The sequence below is a fragment of the Williamsia sterculiae genome (assembly GCF_900156495.1).
Lineage (GTDB): Bacteria > Actinomycetota > Actinomycetes > Mycobacteriales > Mycobacteriaceae > Williamsia_B > Williamsia_B sterculiae.
Genome location: NZ_FTNT01000001.1, coordinates 578772 through 597184 on the forward strand (window position 1 = coordinate 578772; position 18413 = coordinate 597184).

Annotated in this window: 17 protein-coding genes; 9 read left to right on the forward strand and 8 right to left on the reverse strand. The window is 66.0% G+C overall.

The window, feature by feature from the left end; translation table 11 throughout:
* Positions 1–46: 46 nt before the first annotated feature.
* Positions 47–1156, reverse strand: a complete 1110-nt coding sequence (locus BW971_RS02530) for an AbrB family transcriptional regulator (RefSeq protein WP_076476424.1) — start codon at positions 1154–1156, stop codon at positions 47–49.
* Between the two features lie 90 nt (positions 1157–1246).
* Between BW971_RS02530 and BW971_RS02535 the strand changes: the two genes are divergently transcribed.
* From BW971_RS02535 to BW971_RS02550, 4 genes are all read left to right on the forward strand, one after another.
* A complete protein-coding gene (locus BW971_RS02535) occupies positions 1247–1726 on the forward strand; it encodes a MarR family winged helix-turn-helix transcriptional regulator (RefSeq protein ID WP_234974192.1) in 480 nt (159 codons plus the stop codon).
* A 117-nt stretch (positions 1727–1843) separates the two neighbouring features.
* Positions 1844–2704: a MurR/RpiR family transcriptional regulator gene (locus BW971_RS02540; protein WP_083709184.1), complete on the forward strand. Its 861-nt coding sequence runs from the start codon at positions 1844–1846 to the stop codon at positions 2702–2704.
* Between the two features lie 95 nt (positions 2705–2799).
* A complete protein-coding gene (locus tag BW971_RS02545; protein WP_076476134.1) occupies positions 2800–4032 on the forward strand; it encodes a metal-dependent hydrolase family protein in 1233 nt (410 codons plus the stop codon).
* 50 nt (positions 4033–4082) lie between these two features.
* Positions 4083–4391 carry an antibiotic biosynthesis monooxygenase family protein gene (locus BW971_RS02550; RefSeq protein WP_076476136.1) on the forward strand — a complete coding sequence of 103 codons (309 nt, stop codon included), beginning with the start codon at positions 4083–4085 and terminating at the stop codon, positions 4389–4391.
* A 41-nt stretch (positions 4392–4432) separates the two neighbouring features.
* Here BW971_RS02550 and BW971_RS02555 read toward each other — a convergent pair whose 3' ends face one another.
* The 3 genes from BW971_RS02555 to BW971_RS02565 all read right to left on the reverse strand — a co-directional run bounded on the left by BW971_RS02555 (position 4433) and on the right by BW971_RS02565 (position 7137).
* Positions 4433–5368 (reverse strand): NAD-dependent epimerase/dehydratase family protein, encoded by a 936-nt coding sequence (locus BW971_RS02555; RefSeq protein ID WP_076476137.1) that lies wholly within the window; start codon positions 5366–5368, stop codon positions 4433–4435.
* A 147-nt stretch (positions 5369–5515) separates the two neighbouring features.
* Positions 5516–6436, reverse strand: coding sequence for an acetoacetate decarboxylase family protein (locus BW971_RS02560; protein ID WP_076476139.1), 921 nt, complete (start codon positions 6434–6436; stop codon positions 5516–5518).
* An 86-nt stretch (positions 6437–6522) separates the two neighbouring features.
* Positions 6523–7137: a TetR/AcrR family transcriptional regulator gene (locus BW971_RS02565; protein WP_076476141.1), complete on the reverse strand. Its 615-nt coding sequence runs from the start codon at positions 7135–7137 to the stop codon at positions 6523–6525.
* Positions 7138–7280: 143 nt separating this feature from the next.
* Between BW971_RS02565 and BW971_RS02570 the strand changes: the two genes are divergently transcribed.
* From BW971_RS02570 to BW971_RS02585, 4 genes are all read left to right on the forward strand, one after another.
* Entirely contained in the window at positions 7281–7994 is a 714-nt protein-coding gene (locus tag BW971_RS02570; protein ID WP_076476143.1) for a type 1 glutamine amidotransferase domain-containing protein, read from the forward strand.
* A gap of 33 nt (positions 7995–8027) precedes the next feature.
* Positions 8028–8837 (forward strand): SDR family NAD(P)-dependent oxidoreductase, encoded by an 810-nt coding sequence (locus BW971_RS02575; protein WP_234974193.1) that lies wholly within the window; start codon positions 8028–8030, stop codon positions 8835–8837.
* 46 nt (positions 8838–8883) lie between these two features.
* Entirely contained in the window at positions 8884–10014 is a 1131-nt protein-coding gene (locus BW971_RS02580) for a saccharopine dehydrogenase family protein (RefSeq protein ID WP_076476147.1), read from the forward strand.
* A 266-nt stretch (positions 10015–10280) separates the two neighbouring features.
* Complete coding sequence (locus BW971_RS02585) at positions 10281–11252, forward strand: alpha/beta hydrolase (RefSeq protein WP_076476149.1); 972 nt, start codon at positions 10281–10283, stop codon at positions 11250–11252.
* 77 nt (positions 11253–11329) lie between these two features.
* Here BW971_RS02585 and BW971_RS02590 read toward each other — a convergent pair whose 3' ends face one another.
* The gene (locus BW971_RS02590) at positions 11330–11920 is read right to left on the reverse strand and encodes a TetR/AcrR family transcriptional regulator (RefSeq protein ID WP_076476428.1); all 591 of its coding nucleotides are present in this window, start codon (positions 11918–11920) and stop codon (positions 11330–11332) included.
* A 114-nt stretch (positions 11921–12034) separates the two neighbouring features.
* Between BW971_RS02590 and menD the strand changes: the two genes are divergently transcribed.
* Complete coding sequence (gene menD, locus BW971_RS02595; protein WP_083709185.1) at positions 12035–13678, forward strand: 2-succinyl-5-enolpyruvyl-6-hydroxy-3-cyclohexene-1-carboxylic-acid synthase; 1644 nt, start codon at positions 12035–12037, stop codon at positions 13676–13678.
* An 18-nt stretch (positions 13679–13696) separates the two neighbouring features.
* On the opposite strand, the gene BW971_RS02600 is transcribed toward menD, so the two are convergent.
* The 3 genes from BW971_RS02600 to BW971_RS02610 form a co-directional block, all read right to left on the reverse strand.
* The gene (locus tag BW971_RS02600; protein WP_234974194.1) at positions 13697–15106 is read right to left on the reverse strand and encodes a lipase family protein; all 1410 of its coding nucleotides are present in this window, start codon (positions 15104–15106) and stop codon (positions 13697–13699) included.
* Positions 15107–15196: 90 nt separating this feature from the next.
* Positions 15197–17629, reverse strand: coding sequence for a glycoside hydrolase family 65 protein (locus BW971_RS02605; protein ID WP_234974195.1), 2433 nt, complete (start codon positions 17627–17629; stop codon positions 15197–15199).
* Positions 17626–18393: an HAD family hydrolase gene (locus tag BW971_RS02610; protein ID WP_076476152.1), complete on the reverse strand. Its 768-nt coding sequence runs from the start codon at positions 18391–18393 to the stop codon at positions 17626–17628. The genes BW971_RS02605 and BW971_RS02610 overlap by 4 nt, the downstream gene beginning before the upstream one ends.
* Between the last annotated feature and the right edge of the window lie 20 nt (positions 18394–18413).

The window sequence follows — 18413 nt, forward strand, 5'->3', positions numbered from 1 at the left end:
TCCTCTCCTCGGCGAGAGTAGACGACGTCGAACGGATGACGACTTCTCAGACGCCGACTCGCCGATCCTCGGTGCTCCGACGTCGGTGCGTCGAGATCCACCGGTGATAACCGCGAGCGGCAAACGGTGCGATGAACAGCATCAACAGCACTCGGATGATCTGCGCACCGACCACGAAAGTGATGTTGGAGCCGGATGCCGCGGCCGCGGCGAGCACCGCGTAGATGCCACCCGGTGTGGTCGCCAGGTAGCCGTCGAACATCGACTCCCCGGTCCAGAGGCTGAGCAGCACACCGAGTCCGGCACTCCCCGCACTGATGCCGACGATCAGCCCCAGGGCGTGCGGGAGCACGGCGCCGATGGCCTTGAGGCTCTGCATCGTGAAACCGAGACCGGCCTGCCAGCCGATCAGTGCGTAGGCGACGGTGACCAGCACGGTGGGCACCGCTGCGCCGGAGGTGAGGTGCAATTGCTCGCCCGCGACGGAGAGGATCAGCGGCCCGAGAAGTCCGGCCGCGGGCAGGTGGATGAGACGTCCGAGGGGGAGACCGGCGCCGACACACACGACGACCAGCAGCAGTCCCCACCGCTGGTCACCGGTCGCGTGCGTGGTTGTCGACGAAGCCGAGTGGGTGTGGAAGACCAGGCTCGCGACCAACGGGATCGTCGCGGTGATGAGGGCGACGCGCACGTACTGAACCACCGCGACCAGACGCTCTTCCCCGCCGAGTTCGCGGGTGAGCGCGACCAGTCCGGAGGCGCCGCCCGCGACGAGGGCCAGTGATCCGGTGAGCGGGTCCACCCGGCGGTGCAGGCCGAGCAGTGCCCCGGCGATCACCGAGAGCAGCAGGGTGCCGAATCCGACCACCACCACCGGCAGCCAGGAGGATCCCAGGCTGGAGAGGGTGTCGGAGCGAACCATGGTGCCGATGTAGACGCCGAGGATCCCCTGCGCGAACAACCCGAGGTTGCGCGGAAGCGGGGGTCTGGCCGGCCGGTCGTCGGTGGCGTCGCGGCCGCGCGGGGCCAGGCCGGCTATGGCGAGAACCGCGGCCATCAGCAGTCCGGCGAACAGCGGCGCCGACGGTACGTTCAGCCTCTCGACACCGACGGTGAGCAGCGCGGTGCAGCACAGCAGACCGATCCAGCGCATCACCATGATTGGCAAGTTTACGCTTACTAATTTCCCGGGTCCAACCGCGTCGATCTGTGGCTATCTGTCCGAATTGTTGAGTATTGTCTTGGTGTGTCCACCACCGGAGATCGTCCCGTAGCCGTCGATGGTGGACGCATCGATGCCGAGTCGTTGGCGGCCGCCACACGTCTGCGCGACGCGATGATGGACGTGGCCCGGTTGGCTCGGCGGCATCGCCCCGATCACGGGTTGACCATGACGCAGGCGACGTTGCTCGGCGATCTGGATCGGTATGGCATCAGCACCGTGGCCGATCTGGCCGAGCGCGCGCAGGTGCGGGTGCAGTCGCTGACACTGAGCATGAACCGGCTCGACGAACTGGGGATGATCACCCGCACCGCGGACCCGACCGATCGTCGCCGCCAGCTCATCGAGCTCTCCGACCGGGGTCGGACGACGTTGCTCGCCGACCGCAGACAGCGCGACGAATGGCTGGCCGAGGCGATGGCCGAACGGCTCGACACCACCGAACGCGCCCTGTTGGATCTGTGTGTCCCGCTGTTGCGGAAGGTGGTCGGATCGGAACGGTGAACTGCGCCGGGGCCTCATCGTTGCCCGTTTCCGATCGGCGCCGTGATGCGGGTCTCGTGTGCCGCTCGGCTGTGCCGTGCGAGCCTGGTGTGATCGCAGCAGTGGAAGGAGCCATCGATGTCGATCGAGGACTGGATTCGGGGCCGCCAGTCCGGCCGTGCCGGTGGAGTCGGCGCGGCGCGTGTCATCGATGTGTTGACCTCCCAGCCGCAGTTCGCGTCGTACGCGCCGGCGCGCCAGGTGGCCGATGAGGCAGGCGTGGACATCTCCACGGTGACCCGCACAGCGCAGAGCCTGGGCTTCCGCGGATGGCCGGCGCTGCAACTGGAAATCCGCAACCGCTACCTCGACACGATGACGGCACAGGAGATCTTGACCGATCACGCCGACGGTACGACGGATCCCGTCACCGCGGCCTTCCGCACCGACATGGCGAATCTGGCGTTGGCGACCCGCACCATCGAGATCGAGACGGTTCGACGACTCGCGGACACCATCCGACGGGCCCGACGCACCCTTGTCATCGCTTCCGGGAGCTATCTGGCACCGGCGATCATGCTCGCCCACGTCGGGAGCCTGTCGGGTCTCGACATCGACTACGACGACGTGGGCGGCACCCACCGCGCCACCCTCGTGGCGCGAATGGGTCCGGACGACTGCCTGGTGATCTTCAACGTCTGGCGGCTCCCACGAGACGTCCTGGCCATCACGCGTGTGGCGAGAGACCGCGGGGTGGTGACCGCGGTCATCACCGACCGGCGCTCGTCTCCGTTGGCCGAGTTGGGAGATCACGTCGTCACCGTGCCGAGCGAGGGGCCGGCATACTTCCCGTCCCTGACGCCGGCGATGTCGCTGATCAACGCGATCCTCAACCAGATCGTCGCCGACGATCCCGAGCGTGTCCGCGCGGCCATCTCCGCTGCCGGTGAGATGTGGCAGGAACTCGACCTGATGGACGACGACCTGAAGCGCACATAGCCAGCGCACAACCCCCACATTCTGCAATGAACTGTGCGCAGCATCAGATTGTGCAAATATGTTTGCATTACCGCGCAATAGCTCCGGAGGTACCGATGACGTTGACGTTGTTCCGTGATGCGGCCGTGTTGGATGTGGGAGCCGGGGAGATCCGGCCCGATCAGGCGGTGTTGGTCGAGGACGGATTGATCCGTGAGGTCGGCTCCACCACCGAGGTGACGTCGACGAATCCGGACCGCGTCATCGACGCCGGTGGTCGCACCTTGATGCCTGGTCTGATCGATGGCCATGTGCATGTGTACTTCCAGTCATTCAAGACCGAGGAACTGATGGGGTGGATGCCCTCCTATCTGGTGTCCAAGGCGACCCGTTCGCTGGGTGACATGCTGCAGCGGGGGTTCACGACCGTGCGTGACACCGGTGGTGCCGACTTCGCGCTGGCCCAGGCCATCGACGAGGGCCTCGTCGATGGGCCGAGGTTGATCTTCGGCGGTATGGCATTGACGCAGACGGGCGGTCATGCCGACGGGCGGGGACCAGGCGACATCAGCACCACCCAGTGCACCCGTTGTCCCACCATCGGGCTGATCGCCGACGGGCCCGAGGAGGTACGGAAGGGGGCCCGCGAGATCTTGCGGACAGGAGCGCATCACATCAAGTTGATGCTCTCCGGTGGGGTCACCTCGCCCTCGGACAGCATCTCCTCCGTGCAGTACGGCGACGAGGAGATCACCGCGGCGGTGCAGGTCGCCAGGGCCCAGGGACGTTACGTCACCGGGCACACCTATCTGGCCGGTGCGATCAGCAACGCGCTGCGGCTCGGATTGCGATGCATCGAACACGGGAACCTGATCGACGAGAGCACGGTGCAGGACTTCGTCGACAACGATGCCTTCCTTGTACCGACCCTGGTGACCTACAACACGATGGACAGGTTCGGACTGGAGATGGGCCTGTCGGCATCCAGTCACGCGAAGAACTCCGAGGTGTTGAGCTCCGGTCTCTCCGCGCTGGAAATGGCTCACCGGGGCGGGGTGAAGCTGGTGTACGGTTCCGACCTCATCGGGCCGCAGCAGGTCTACCAGCTCGAGGAGTTCACCATCCGCGCGCAGGTGCAGCCGTCGATCGACGTGATCCGAGCGGCCACCACCAATGCCGCCGAACTGGTGGGTTTGCCGGACAAGATCGGCGTAGTCGCGCCGCAAGCCTATGCCGACCTCATCATCGTCGACGGTGATCCGTTGGAAGATATTTCGATTCTGACCAAGCCTGAGCAGTATCTGTCGCTGGTGATGAAGAACGGCGTGGTATACCGCGACCAGTTGTGAGTACGCCGCCTGCAACAGTTCTCATCGCCGCAGAAAGCGAGAACATCCACATGAACAGCGTCAGCGTACTGACCCTTCGGGTTCCGGCCGACAAGGCCGCGGACGTCATCGGCTACTACCAGCGCGAGCGCATCCTGCAGACCTCGGGCGCGGCGGCCGCACAACTGCTCGTCGACGTCAAAGATCCCGGAACCATCGTGGTCCTTGCGTGGTGGACGGACCCCGAGGCGTACACGGCATGGCAGCAAGCACCCGAGCGTGACGCATTCAACCGCGGGATAACCGGCATTGCCGGTGCATCCATCGGTGGTGGCAGTCAGGAGCTGCGGGTGGTCCAGTACGTGTCCGGCAATGACTGAGACCCGCATGGAAACGGAGACGATCCGGTGCTTGGCTCACGTCAGTCGGCAGTGCGCGGATGGTTCATGAGTTGGGAGATCCCCTCGCTGTAGGTGGTGACGTCGAAGTCCGGGAACCGGTTCGCGAACTTGGATGTGTCGAAGATGTTGTCCCCGTGATAGCGGGGCAGCAGCTCCTGGATCTCTTTGAGCGGCTGAACGAACAGGCCACCCACCGTGAACACCAGCGGCGGCAGAACCGTGTAGGACGCGCGTCCACCCGTGATCTCGGACGCGAGTTCGATCAGCTGTGCATAGGTCTTGCGATCCGGGTCGATCGGCAGGTGCCACGTCTGGCCGTATGCGTCAGGCGTGTTGCCGATGAGGGCCATGGCCCGACTCGCGTCCGGCGTCCAGATGAGGGACCGTCGGGTCTTGGCGCTCACCGGCACGACCGGCCTCTTGCCCGCAGCCACCCGGTTGAAGACCATCGAATTGGTCAGGCTCTGCGTCTTGCCCGGGCCGTAGAACTCCGGTGCCCTACCGATCGTGGCTTCGATCCTGCCGGCGGCGATTTCGTCCTGCAGCATCGTGGCGATCTTCGCGCGAACCCGACCCTTGCGTCCGTTTGGCGCGAATCCGGTTGACTCGGTTTGCGGTTCGGTGGTCCCGGGGTACATGTAGGTGTTGTCGAAGAAGACCAGCTTGGTGCCGTGCTTCTCGCACGCGTCGATGGTGTTGCGCATGATCACCGGGAACTTCTCTTCCCACGTACCCGAATCCATCGGTAGCCCGACCGTCAGATAGGCGATGTCACTGCCGCGGACGGCTCTGTCGGTGGCCTCGGCGTCGGTGAGATCGGCCGACACGAGCGTGTCGGTGTCGTGCACCTTGCGCGGATTCCGGCTCACCAACCGAATGTCGTGGGTGTGATCGCGGAACAGCTCGCGCGTCACTTCTTCGGCGATCTGCCCGTTGGCGCCAAGTATGGTCTGCATGCGTGTGATCAGTGCTTTCTGTGGGTTGCTTCACGCCGGGGAGAAGCTCGAGTGTTGTGCGGGTGGCGAGTTTCATGCGAGCCGTCACGTCCACGATCGTCGTCGGAGATCCACATACTGACGGCGGGCGGTACCGCGTGCGAGTTCTCAGCCGAGCGCGATGACGCGCGGCATGTGGAGGGCGAGCTGACCAGAGGTGATCACGTCGAAAGCCAACTTGCGCACGGGCTTGAGTGATCGGATGTCGTCCGAGATCCGTCCTTCGCCCAACGTCAGGTCGATGTCGCGGGGGAAGAGCCTGCTGCCGGAAGCGAGTGCGTTCGTCTGGTTGAACGTCGCGTGCCACCCGCCGTTGAAATGCGTGTACGACGTCAGCGACGACAGTGCAGTGCCGGTGCGGTGCTTCGTCTGCTTCGGAGTCGGCGCCTTCAGCTCGAGGTCGGTGCCTCCGCTGTCGTTGGTGATACGCCCGTAGGTCGTCTGGTCGTCGATCTCGACATCAATGTCGGTGACCCACTTCGGGAAACCGTACCCATCGTGACCGCGAACCTGGGCGATCTCGGTGTTGACCGGCAGTGACAGCACGTAGGAGTCGAGATTGTTGTTCTTCAGAGCCGCAATGAGATCGACGGTGCCCAGGCGACCGTGATTGGCCGGCTTGACGCCGATGCCCACGGCGGCCTCGGTGTAGAAGTCGATGTCTGCGACGTCGTAGCGGAACAGCACCAGGGAAGCGAGACCGAAGCCGGGGAGCACCTCGAGTGGGTCGAGCTCACGCGGCAAGCGCTTGCGCAGAGCGGCGGTCGGGGCGAGGAACGTCAGCCGAGCGTCGGAGATCGCGTAGTAGAAGTTCGGTGTGAACGTCGGTCCGATGTTCGACTGCACCTCCACTTTCGGCTGGCTCCGGAAGAAGTCGACTCCGGCAACGCGTGGGTCGCGCGCCACCTCGTCGAGATCCGTCTGCATGCGGTACCGGTCGTAAAGGCCGCCCTTCGGGACGCTCACCGTGCGGTCACCCAACGCGACATCGACCGTCTCTGTCGTTGTCGCATTCTGCGTCTGGCTCATGTCGCGGCTCTCCTTCTCGGGGGTGTGCTGATCTGGAGGCGAGTCTAGGACGCTATGTTAACAGCGTCAACAACGCGTCGATCGGATCACTGCCGACACCGCGTTCGCGATCGGCCACCGTCGCGTCCCCAGATGGCGACGATGGCGGCACACGCTTCACGCACCCGCGCCTGGACACCATCCTTCGCTGCGGTGTCCAACTTGCCGTCGAGGTGTAACGACGCCAGGCCGTGAGAAAGTGCCCATGCGGCCGTGGCGAGCCCCCGGGCCGCGACATCCTCGTCGACGCGCCCGATCGACCGCTCGATGAGGGTGAAGACCTCTGAGGAGGCTCGGCGACGCTCGTCGAACTGACCACACGGTTGGCCGAACATGAGGTGATAGAGCGCTGGGTTGCGGACCGCGTAGTCGACATAGGTCGCGGCCAAGTCTGCGAGGGGTATACGGTCCGCCCCTTCGTGTCCGGCGATCGTCTTCATCAGATCGGACCGCAAGGCGCGGAAACCCTCGGCCGCCACCGCGGCCTCGAGATGTTCTTTGTCTGGAAAATGCCGGTACGGCGCGGTCGGCGAGACGCCGACGCGGCGAGCCACCGCACGCAGAGAGAATGTTTCGTCGCTTTCCAACATGGCAGTGCCGGCGGCGACGAGAGCGGCTCGCAGATTCCCGTGGTGGTGAGATGGGCGGGTCGAGGTTGTCATGCCTCACCTCCTCGCGCAGTGTTGACGGTGTCAACGTTAGCGAACAGTCCACGTCTCGCGCGGCACATTCTTTTGCCGACGAACGATGTCAACACGAGAAACATCTGACAGAGTGGTCTACACAACCAAGGGAGGGTGTTGCCATGACCAACGTTCTGCTCGTCGTCACCGCCGCAACCGGCTGGACTCTGAAAGACGGAACCGTTCACCCCACCGGGTACTGGGCCGAAGAACTTGCCGAGCCCTACCGGCTGTTCAGCGAGGCGGGCTGGGACATCACCGTCGCCACGCCCGGAGGTGTCGCGCCGACACTCGACGAGTTGAGCCTGGGAGTGGCCGGAGGTTTGCCCAAGAAGCGCAAGCAGATTCGTGCCTACCTTGACTCGATCAAGAACGTTCTCGACCATCCGGTGAGTCTGGACACCGTCGACGAGACGCAGTACGACCTGGTGTTCTACCCCGGCGGCCATGGACCGATGGAGGATTTGGCGTTCGACCTGGTCTCGGGCGCACTGCTCAAACGCCGGCTCGACTCCGGTGAGCCGTTGGCTTTGCTGTGCCACGCCCCCGTGGCCGTCCTCGCCGCCAAGAACAGCGACGGTTCGAACGCGTTCGCCGGGCGCCGGATGACGGGACTCTCCAACGCCGAGGAAAAGCTCAATACTTTTGCCTGGAAGGCGAAGTGGTTTCTGCAGGACGCTTTGATCGATGCGGGTGTGAAGTACGAGAAGGGCAAGATCCCGCTGCGTCCGTATGTGGTCGTGGACGGCAACCTCTACTCCGGTCAGAACCCGCAGTCAGCGGATGCGTTGGCCGGCCGCATCCTCGACGATTTCAAGGCGGCCGCGAAGCCATGACCTCGCAGTTCGGGTGAGATGAGGAGACGGACTGTGATCGAACGATGGCGGCGTCCCACGCCCACCGACTACTCGGGCACCACGGTGTTGATCACCGGCGCCAGCTCGGGGTTGGGTGCGGAATTCGCCGAACAGTTCGCGGAGCGGGGTGCCGGCATCGTCCTGGTCGCCCGACGTGAGGATCGACTGCGCGAGTTGGCCGACCGTCTGCGCCGAGTCCACGACGCCACCGTCGCCGTGATCGCGATGGATCTGTCGCGACCGGCAGCGGCCTCTGAGCTGCACGCCGCTCTCGTGGACCGCGACATCGCCGTCGATTCCCTGGTCAACAACGCGGGCTTCGGACTCAAGGGTCCGTTTGCGGACGCAGACCCGGAGCGCGTCGCAGACCTGGTCGCGGTGAACGTGGCCGCGCTGACGAACCTCACCCGCCGATTCCTTCCTGATCTGATCGCCGGGGGACGTGGTGTGTTGATCAACATCGCCAGTACGGCCGCTCACCAGCCGACACCGGGAATGTCGGTCTACGGTGCGTCCAAGGCGTATGTGTTGTCGTTCACCGAGGCCATCGCCTACGAGACCAAGGACTCTGGGCTGAGGGTGTTGGCATTGAGCCCCGGCCCGACCAGAACGGAATTCTTCGAGGTCGTCGGTGGTGAAGATGCCGCGGTCGGACGATTCCAGACCGCGACCGAAGTGGTGGCGAACGCGTTGACCGAGCTCGACCGTCGCCACCCGCGCGCAGGTATCGTCTCCGGCCGAGGAAATGCTCTGACGGCGATTGCGGCACGACTGGCTCCGCGGGCCGTCGCTACCGCGGTGGCGGGAAGGTCGCTCGCATGATCTCCAATCCCGCTGTCGGATCGCAGCTGCGACAGGGAGCACGGCCATGATCGAACCCGCGCCCGGGCGGATCGTGGTCTTCGGGGCCACCGGATACGCGGGTGGTCTGGCCGTGGAGGCGATGGTTCGCCGGGGGCTGCGCCCCGTTCTGGCGGCGCGTTCCGCGACGAAGCTCGCGGAGCTGGCCGAGGGATACGGGGAATTGGACTACCAGGTCGCCGACGTCGCCGACCCCGACAGCGTGCGAGCGCTGGTCGGTCCCGGTGACGTCCTGGTGACCGGCGTCGGACCGTTCGAGCGCGTTGGCTGGGTCGCCGCGGAAGCCGCTGCTCGTGTCGGCGCCCACTACGTCGACTCGACCGGTGAGGTGGGGTTTGTCCGAGAACTGCACCGACGTCACGACGCGCAGGCCCGCCAGACCGGATCGATGATGATGCCCGCATTCGGCTACGACTACGTCCCGGGTGTACTGGCGGGATCCATCGCACTGGATCGGGCGGGAGATCACGCGTACTCGGTGGACGTCGGATACTTCGCCACCGGGTCGCTCAGGAACGGCTTGAGCCAGGGAACCCGGAAAACCATGATGGACGGGTTGATCCTGCCGGTTGCGGCCTTCGACGACGGCGTCGTGGTGGATCGGCGTGCCGCCCAGGACGTGGTTCGATTCCCGGTCGGCGGCGGTATGCGGAGCGCCATCCTGGCGACCGGTACCGAGGTTCTCGAACTCCCGCGGTTCTATCCCCGCGTCGGTCGGGTGCGGGTTTTCAACGGCTGGTTTCCCGAGTTGGCGCGAGTGATGCAGATCGCCTCGTTCGGGGCATCGCTGATCGCCCGCTGGGATCTGAGCAGGCGTGCGCTGGAGAGCGCATCGTCGCGACTGGTCGGACCTCCGGGAGGTCCGGACGAGTCCGCCCGTGCCGGCATCCGCGGTCTCGCGGTGGCTGTCGTCCGATCGCGCGGGGGTGAGGAACTGACCGAGGTGGTGGTGGAGGGACCGTCGCCTTATTCGGTGACCGCAGAGCTGATGGCGATGGCCGCAGACCGTCTGTCACGAGGGCAGGGGAAGGCAGCGGGAGTGGTGGGCCCGATCAGTGGCCTCGGTGCCGATGAGCTCGCCGCGGCGTGTTCCGGTCTTGGTCTGAAACCTGTTGAGAGTGAACAGCACTCGCATTGATGTCGCCAGTGTGATGGTGAGCTGCCGTCGTGCTCGCGACGGTTCATCGAGTCTCGGGCCGCAGTGGGGACCTGTTGACTCCGGCGGGGCGGGATGGTTGAGTCCTCTATGTAAGAGGCGTGAACTTCGGTGTTGTGGCACGAGCTGTCAGCACATCATGTCGAAGGGTCGAGCCGATGAGGGTCGGTGTCACGATCTCGCCCGCATTTGCACGGACGCAACAACATTCAGTCCGACGAGTACACCGCATCGAAAGGAATCGCAGCATGACCGAATTGCCGCCTCCCGTCACTCCGTATCTCGAACCCGCAGCCAAGCAGTTGTCCGAGGACACCGATCCGCACCCGCGGATCTATGAGGTGCCCCCGGAGAAGGGTCGTCAGATCCTGCTGGACCTGCAGAGCGACGACAGTGTTCCCCGACCGGAGGTCGACGAGGAGTGGGTCGACGTGGACGCCGGCGAGTGGGGAACGGTTCGTACTCGCATCATCCGCCCCAAAGGCTCGACGGGCGCACTGCCCGTCGTGTTCTACATCCACGGTGCTGGTTGGGTTTTCGGAGACGCCCAGACCCATGACCGGTTGTTCCGGGAACTCGTCGTCGGCGCGGGTGCCGCGGGAGTCTTTCCCGTCTACGACCGGGCGCCCGAAGCGAAATACCCGACCCAGGTGGAACAGAATTACGCAGTCGGTCAATGGGTCGTGGAACACGGTGCCGAACACGGACTGGACACGTCGCGTATCGCGGTCACCGGTGAATCAGTGGGCGGATGTATGTCGGCTGTGTTCGCCCTGATGAACAAGGAACGAGGGGGCATCGACCTGAAGGCACAGGTCTTGCTCTACCCGGTCACCAACGCGGACTTCGACACGCCGTCCTATCTACAGTTCGCCGAGGGCTACTACCTCACCCGCGATGGCATGCAATGGTTCTGGGACGCCTACACCGACGATCCGGCTCAGCGCAGTGAGCCGCACGCATCCCCATTGCAGACACCGTTGGACGTTCTCCAAGGACTGCCCAAGACCCTCGTCATCACCGACGAGGCGGATGTTCTCCGAGACGAGGGTGAGCAGTACGCCAACAAGCTGCGCGAGGCGGGCGTGGACGTGACCTCCGTGCGGGTGGCCGGAATGGTGCACGATTTCCTCTTGCTCGACAGCCTCCGCGACACGCGCGCTGCCAATGTTGCACGCAAGCTCGCGATTGATGCCCTCCGGGACGCTCTGCACAGCTAGGAATCGGTATGTGAGTCGGGCCGCGACCCAGAACCGGAGGCCGGGAGCGACACTGACGGTGGCTCCCGGCCTCCGGTTCATGAGTCAGATCGGGTCTGCCCGACGGTGAAGACCGCGCGTACGGCGTCGCGCACACTGTTCTCGACGGCCGAGTCGGTCGTGGAGTCCAATTTCCCGTCCAAGTGCAGGAACGCGAGCCCGTGCACCAGGGCCCACATCGCGACCGCCGTCGGACCGGCATCACTCTTCGGGCTGACAGACTTGACGATGTGATGGAGGTACTCGTGTATCGCCGCCACCGCCGCCACACGATCGGGGCTCGTGGTATCGCAACCCTCGGTGAACATGACCCGGAACAGCCCGGACCGGCGCAATGCGAACTGCACATATGCGAGAGCGATCGTTGCGAGGTCATCGACGGTCTCGGGCTCCGGACATGCCGCCACGAGATCCCTCCCGAGCTCGTTGTAGCCGACGGCCGCGACCGCGGAGAGGAGGGCGGTACGGTCGGGAAAATGCCGATAGGGGGCCGCGGTCGACACCCCGGCGCGGCGTGCCGCGGCGCGCAGTGAGAGGTCTTCGCCGCCGTTCTCCTCGAGGAGCTGGATGGCCGCCTCCACCAGCGCGGTCGGGAGATCACCGTGGTGATAGCGAGCAGCGGGAGGCACGAGCCCGATGTTACCCAGGGGTCGGAGCAACACCACCTCGAGTCTCCCGGCGGGTGGCTTGCGTCACGAATGAGCGATTGGGGCTGGTCGGCCATGACACATACCCTGGAGCGAATGAACCCCTCGACCGTGCAGGCCCGTGTGATCGTCGACGAGATGATTCGTGGCGGCGTCCGCGAGGCGGTGCTCTGCCCGGGGTCGCGTAACGCGCCGTTGGCGTTCGCGCTGCATGCTGCCGACGTGGCCGGTCGGTTGCGGTTGCATGTCCGGGTGGACGAACGCACCGCCGGCTACCTGGCTCTGGGTCTGGCCACGACGTCGGGTGCACCGGTACCCATCGTGATGACCAGCGGTACCGCCGTCGCCAACACCGGTCCGGCCGTCCTCGAGGCGAATTATGCGCGGGTGCCGCTGGTGGTGGTCAGTGCGAACCGTCCGTACGAGCTGTTGGGGTCGGGGGCCAATCAGACCGTCGAGCAGTTCGGGATCTTCGGTACGCAGGTGCGCGCCGCGATCAGTCTGGGGGTCGCCGAGGAGGGCCTGGACACCAACAGTCAGTGGCGCTCAGCGGTCGGTCGGGTGCTGGCGGCCGCTCGCGGCGCGCGCACCGGCAACGCCGGGCCGGTGCAGTTCGACATCCCGCTGCGCGAACCCCTGGTGCCCGAGCAGGGGGTTGGGCCCGCCGACGACCTCGGCGAGTGGTCGGGCAGGGTTGACGGAGCCCCCTGGACCACGGCGTCGGTGGGCACCCTCGACGTCCCGGTCGAGATCGACCTCGCCGTCGACACCGTGGTGGTGTCGGGGCACGGTGCCGGGGTGCGGCCGGAGCTGGCGGGCGTCCCGACGGTCGCCGAGCCGACCGCGCCGGCGCCGGAGAATCCACTGCATCCGTTGGCGTTGGGCGCGCTGCGCCCCAAGCAGGCCATCATCTGCGGCCGTCCGACGCTCCATCGCCAGGTGTCGCGGCTGCTGGCCGACCCCGAGGTGCGGGTGTACGCGCTGACCACCGGTCCACGCTGGCCGGACGTGTCCGGAAACGTGGTCGAGACCGGGACCCGCGCGGTGGTCTCGGGAGTGGCCGACGAGGACTGGCTGAAGTCCTCCGCACACGCGCACCAGCGAGCGGTCGCGGCGGTGGACGCCGAACTCGATGCGCCCGGTCCGCCGACCGGGCTGCATGTGGCGCGCGTGGTCTCGGCCGCGGCGCGAGATGGCGAGCAGTTGTTGGTGGGTGCGTCGAATCCGGTGCGCGACATCGCGATCGCCGGTCGGGTCGGTCCGGGTGTGCGGGTCCTCTCCAACCGTGGGGTGGCCGGCATCGACGGCAACGTGTCCACCGCTATAGGTGCCGCTCTGGCGCGCAACGACATCCGGACCATCGCATTCATGGGTGATCTGACCTTCGTGCACGACGCATCCGGACTGCTCATCGGGCCGACCGAGCCGCGGCCGGAATCGCTGACCATCGTGGTGGCCAACGACGACGGCGGTGGCATCTTCTCGCTGCTCGAGCAGGGGGAACGACGGTTCACCAGCACCGAGTGGGACGGTGCGTTCGAGCGAGTCTTCGGAACCCCGCATCGCACCGATCTCGCCGCGTTGTGCGCCGGATTCCACGTGACCCACCGGCGGGTGCAACTCCCCGACCTGGCCGCGGCACTCGCCGAGCCGTCGGTGGGCATCGAGATCGTCGAGGTGCCCACGAACCGAGATCGGTTGCGCGATCTGCACGCGGCGATCGCGACCCACGTGGGGTGAGGGCGAGGGCGTGGCCCGTCAGCCCAGTGGCTGACCGATCGCGGCGAGCAGGGTGTTACCGATGAACGACGGTCCCAGTGTGGCCAGCGCCTGTGGCGTCAGCAACGACGTCGGCACCGTCTGGATGTCGCATCCCTTCGGTCGCGACGCACCGGGTGCCAGCCGTGTCTTCAGCCATGCGAACGCGTTGGGGGCACCGGTGATCGCCACCACCCCGTGGGTGGTCATCAGTTCCGGAACGGGCCGGGGTGGAATCTGCTCGCGCCGATAGGTCACCGGCGTTCCCCCCGAACAGTACGACTGCACCAGCTTGTCCTCACCGGCGATCGGGCTGACCTCCTCGGTCACGCCGTTGTACACGTAGACCGGTGCGGTGGGATGTCGACCGCTGATCCCACGTGAATCGAATGCCGCCTTGACCTGCGGATCCGCCAGCACGACATCGAGCGGCTTCGTCAGATAGGGCCGGTAGTCGAATTCCAGGTTGGACAAGACGTTCTGCGCCAGACAGTGATTGCGCGTCTCGGCGATGATCCTGCGCCCCTGTGGGGTGACGTACTTGGCCAGCACCGGATCGAGTTCGGGCTGATCCTTGAGCACGGCGCCGAAGGCGAGCGGGACCAGTCCGGCTAACGGGGTGCGGTTGACGGCCCGGAGCGACCCGGCCAGATCACGTTCGGCCGCACCGAAAGCCGCACCCTGGATGTTCACCTCCGGTGCGTAGGTCGGTTGTTCCTCCACCGTCCAACTACTGGCGATGGCTCCGCCCGAATAACCCCATAACCCGACCGGCACCCTGCTGTTGAGACCGACCGGCTGAAAGTGTTGAACGGCGCGAATGCCGTCGAGGACCGCGAACCCGGGTTGCCGCGGCGTGAGGAAGCGGTTGTCCACCCCGCCGTGATCAGGCATCGCCACCGCCCAGCCTTGCTGCAACCCGGCCGCCGCAAAGGCGATCTCCGCGGCGGGCAGAGCGAAGGTGACCGGTCCAGCCGGATCGGCTGTGTTGACGATCGAACCCGTGACGAGTGCGTACGACGGATTGCAGATGCGCAGCACCGAATCCGTCGCTGCCTGATACGACAGCAGTGGCCGCGGTTTCACCGTTCCCTTGGGGATCATCACGGTGGTGACCGCGGCGTAAGGACTGCCGTCGGCCGCGGTGCTGCGGTAGAGGAGTTGCCATGCCCGTACGTTCAGCGGCAACAGCTGGGCGGCTCGAATGTTCACCGGCCGCGACTTGAGGATCGCCCCTGGGGCCGTGGACGCCCAACCTCCGGGCAGGTCGTAGAACGCGTCACGTGGGGGTGCCGGCTCGGCCGAAGCCGTCGGTGCCTCGATCACACCGGGACCGACCGCCATCCCGATCGCGACCAGTGCGGCCAATCCCGCGGTCATCCATTTCGACATCGCCGAGCGCATCGTCATCGGCTCAGGGTAGGTCGTCGCGAGCCGCTACCCAGCCGTAACGAGCGAACAGGTTCGATCGGTGACCGGCAGTCGTCAGCCGGGACGATGTCACCGAGGGGACGGACGCCGGTACGGCGGGCGGTGCGGGGGTTGCGCGGGCGCTGGTCCGGGGTCGAGCTCGGGGATCGACTTGATGACGGTGTCGCCGTCGAGGGTGAACTGTTCGCCGTGGTGGGCGAGGTCGATGGGCTTGCCCGCGAGCAGATCGTAGGTCGCCTCGAATTCGGTCATCGATACCCGAATCGTGCTGCCACGCACGGTAAGCCGGAACGTCAGTGTGCCCAGAGCCGGGTGCATCCGCGGCGCGAAGGTGATGTTGCCGTCGTAATCGCGCATGCCGCCGAAACCGGCGACGCAACTCAACCAGGTACCGGCCATCGCCGCGACATGCAAACCGTTGGACACGTTCCGATGCAGGTCGTGCAAATCGGTGAGGGCGGTCTCGACGAAGTAGTCGAAGGCCAGATCCATGTAACCGACCTCGGCGGCGACGATCCCCTGACAACATGCCGACAGGGACGAATCACGGACGGTCAGCGGTTCGTAGTAATGCAGGTTGCGCTTCTTCTCGTCGGCGGTGAACGCATCGCCGCGCATGTAGAGCGCGAGCACGAGATCCGCCTGCTTGACCACCTGCTTGCGGTACAGGTCGTAGTAGGGATAGTGCATCAGCAGCGGATAGTGTTCCGCGGGTGTGCCGTGCAGGTTCCACGGTGCCAGCTTGGTGAAGGCCTCGCTCTGCTCATGCACCTGGAGGACCTCGTTGAACGGCACCGTCATCGACGATGCGCACTTTTCCCAGGTCTGCAACTCGTCGTCGCTCACCCCGAGCGCCGACGCCACCTCGGGATTGCGCCTACACGACGACACCGCGTCCTCGAGATTGCGTTGGGCCATCAGGTTGGTGAACGTGTTGTTGTCGGCGACGGCGGAGTACTCGTCGGGTCCGGTCACCCCGTCGATGCGGAACCTGCCGTCGGAATCGTGGTGCCCCATGGCCGCCCACATCCGCGCGGTCTCGGCCAGGAGTTCCACACCGCATTCCGCCTCGAACTCGTCGTCCCCGGTGGCGTTGACGTACTGGGCGACCGCACGGGCGATGTCGGCGCCGATGTGGACCGCGGCCGTACCTGCGGGCCAGTAGCTCGAACACTCGTCGCCGTTGATGGAGCGCCACGGGAACATCGCACCGGCCTGCCCGAGCTCATGCGCGCGTTGTCTGGCCTTGTCCAGGGTGGAGTGGCGCCAGCGCAACGCCTGCTCGGCGGCCAGCGGCACGTTGTAGGTGAGGAACGGCAGCACGAACGACTCGGTGTCCCAGAACGCGTGTCCGTCGTATCCGGGGCCGGTGAGGCCCTTGGCCGGTATCGCCCGGGTCTCGCCGCGGGCACCGGCCTGCAGCACCTGGAACAGGGCGAACCGTGTCGCCTGCTGCAGTTCGGCGTCACCGGTGATCTCGACGTCGCAGGCCTCCCAGAAGCTGTCCAGGAAGTGGCGTTGCGAGGCGAGGAGTTCGTCGAACCCGGTGTCCTTGGCCAGGGCGAGGGCGGCGTCGGCCTGGGCGCGCAGCGCGGGCACCGAACGTCGCGCAGACCATCCGTAGCCGAGATACTTTGTCAGCTCCAGCTTCTGGCCCTCCGGGATGGTGGTGCTGATGGTGAGCCGCGCGAGGTCGTCCTGGGCTTCGATCGAGCATCGCTCCGGGTCGTGGTCACCGTTGCGGTCCGTCACATGCGGTGCGACGAGCTCGTGGTCCATACCCACCGCCACGCGGATCTCGGACTGTCGGGTGTGGTGCACGAGAACTGCGCGCATACCCTCTGCCGCAGCGAAGTCGGCGACCAGTGGTGCGTCCAGTGCGGCGGCACGGCGGGGGTCACCGTCCTCGGGTTTGGCGACCGGCTCGTTGGCCAGCAGGTCCGACTGGATGACCACCTTCACGTTGCGTCCGTCCACCGGCTCCACCGCGTACCGGATTGCCGCGATGGACCGTTCGGTGAACGAGACGAACCGCTCGCTGGTGATTCGGACGGCTCGACCGGTCGGCGACACCCAGATGACATGCCGACGCAGGGTGCCCGACCGCAGATCGAGCGTTCGCACGTGGTCGATGACCTTGCCGTAGCGCAGGTCCAGCGGCTCGTCCTCGACCAGTAGCCGGATCACCTTGCCGTCGGTGACGTTGACCACCGTCTGTCCGGATTCGGGGTAGCCGTAACCGCCTTCGGCGTAGGGGAGTTCGTGTTCCTCGTAGAAGCCGTTGAGGTAGCTGCCCGGCTGCACCACCGGTTCGCCCTCCTCGAATGTGCCGCGCAGCCCCACATGTCCGTTGGCCAGCGCGAACACCGACTCGGTGCGGTCCATCTCATCGAGGTCGTCACCGCGCCAGGTGACCGTCCAGGGGTCGATGTCGAAGATGCGACCGTCGGGAAAAGTCTGTTCGTTCTCGTCCGCCGAGGTGCGGGTCTCCGTGTCGGTCACGCCCGGTCACCTTTCGCCGCGTCGTCGAGCAACTCGTCGAGGTCGCGGACGACCACAGTCGCGCCCCCGGCGCGCAGATCCTCGTCGTGCCGGCCGTCGCCGACCCGGTCCACTCCGACCACCGCCCCGAAATGCCCGGCCGCACCGGCACGCACCCCGGAGACCGCGTCCTCGTAGACCGCGGCGGCTGCGGCATCGACACCGAGCGCCTTCGCGCCGGCGAGGTAGGAGTCCGGTGCGGGTTTGCCCGCGATGTGTTCGTCGGCCAGAGTCAGACCGTCGATGCGGGCGTCGATGTAATCGGTCAACCCGGCGGCTTCGAGGACCGCCGCACCGTTGGCCGAGGAGGTGACCACGGCGATCGCGAACCCGGCGTCGCGGACGGCCCGCAGGTAGCGCACCGATCCCGGATAGGGGTCCACCCCCTTCTCGTCGAGTGTCTTCAGGAACAGGTCGTTCTTGCGGCGACCGATCCCGAGAACCGTGTCGAGTCCGTTGTCGTCGGGGGATCCCTCGGGCAGTTCGATGCCGCGGGACTTGAGGAACTCGCGGACGCCGTCGTCGCGCGGTCGGCCGTCTACGTGATCGAGGTAGTCACGTTCGGAGAAGGGCCGGTCGTCGGCTGGATGCTGCGCGGCGATCACTTCGTCGAACACGGCTTTCCATGCGGTCTGGTGGAGTTCGGCGGTGGTGGTGAGAACACCGTCGAGGTCGAACAGGGCAGCGGTGATGGAGGAGTCGCTGGGGTCTGGGAGTCCGATCATCGTGCTGACGGTACTCGCGA

Excerpts from the sequence above, each read along its gene's own strand:
- BW971_RS02540 (WP_083709184.1), top strand. The coding sequence starts at position 1,844 with ATGTCGATCGAGGACTGGATTCGGGGCCGCCAGTCCGGCCGTGCCGGT.
- BW971_RS02545 (WP_076476134.1), top strand. The coding sequence starts at position 2,800 with ATGACGTTGACGTTGTTCCGTGATGCGGCCGTGTTGGATGTGGGAGCC.
- BW971_RS02550 (WP_076476136.1), top strand. The coding sequence starts at position 4,083 with ATGAACAGCGTCAGCGTACTGACCCTTCGGGTTCCGGCCGACAAGGCC.
- BW971_RS02555 (WP_076476137.1), bottom strand. The coding sequence starts at position 5,368 with ATGCAGACCATACTTGGCGCCAACGGGCAGATCGCCGAAGAAGTGACG.
- BW971_RS02560 (WP_076476139.1), bottom strand. The coding sequence starts at position 6,436 with ATGAGCCAGACGCAGAATGCGACAACGACAGAGACGGTCGATGTCGCG.
- BW971_RS02565 (WP_076476141.1), bottom strand. The coding sequence starts at position 7,137 with ATGACAACCTCGACCCGCCCATCTCACCACCACGGGAATCTGCGAGCC.
- BW971_RS02570 (WP_076476143.1), top strand. The coding sequence starts at position 7,281 with ATGACCAACGTTCTGCTCGTCGTCACCGCCGCAACCGGCTGGACTCTG.
- BW971_RS02580 (WP_076476147.1), top strand. The coding sequence starts at position 8,884 with ATGATCGAACCCGCGCCCGGGCGGATCGTGGTCTTCGGGGCCACCGGA.
- BW971_RS02585 (WP_076476149.1), top strand. The coding sequence starts at position 10,281 with ATGACCGAATTGCCGCCTCCCGTCACTCCGTATCTCGAACCCGCAGCC.
- menD (WP_083709185.1), top strand. The coding sequence starts at position 12,035 with ATGAACCCCTCGACCGTGCAGGCCCGTGTGATCGTCGACGAGATGATT.
- BW971_RS02600 (WP_234974194.1), bottom strand. The coding sequence starts at position 15,106 with ATGACGATGCGCTCGGCGATGTCGAAATGGATGACCGCGGGATTGGCC.
- BW971_RS02610 (WP_076476152.1), bottom strand. The coding sequence starts at position 18,393 with ATGATCGGACTCCCAGACCCCAGCGACTCCTCCATCACCGCTGCCCTG.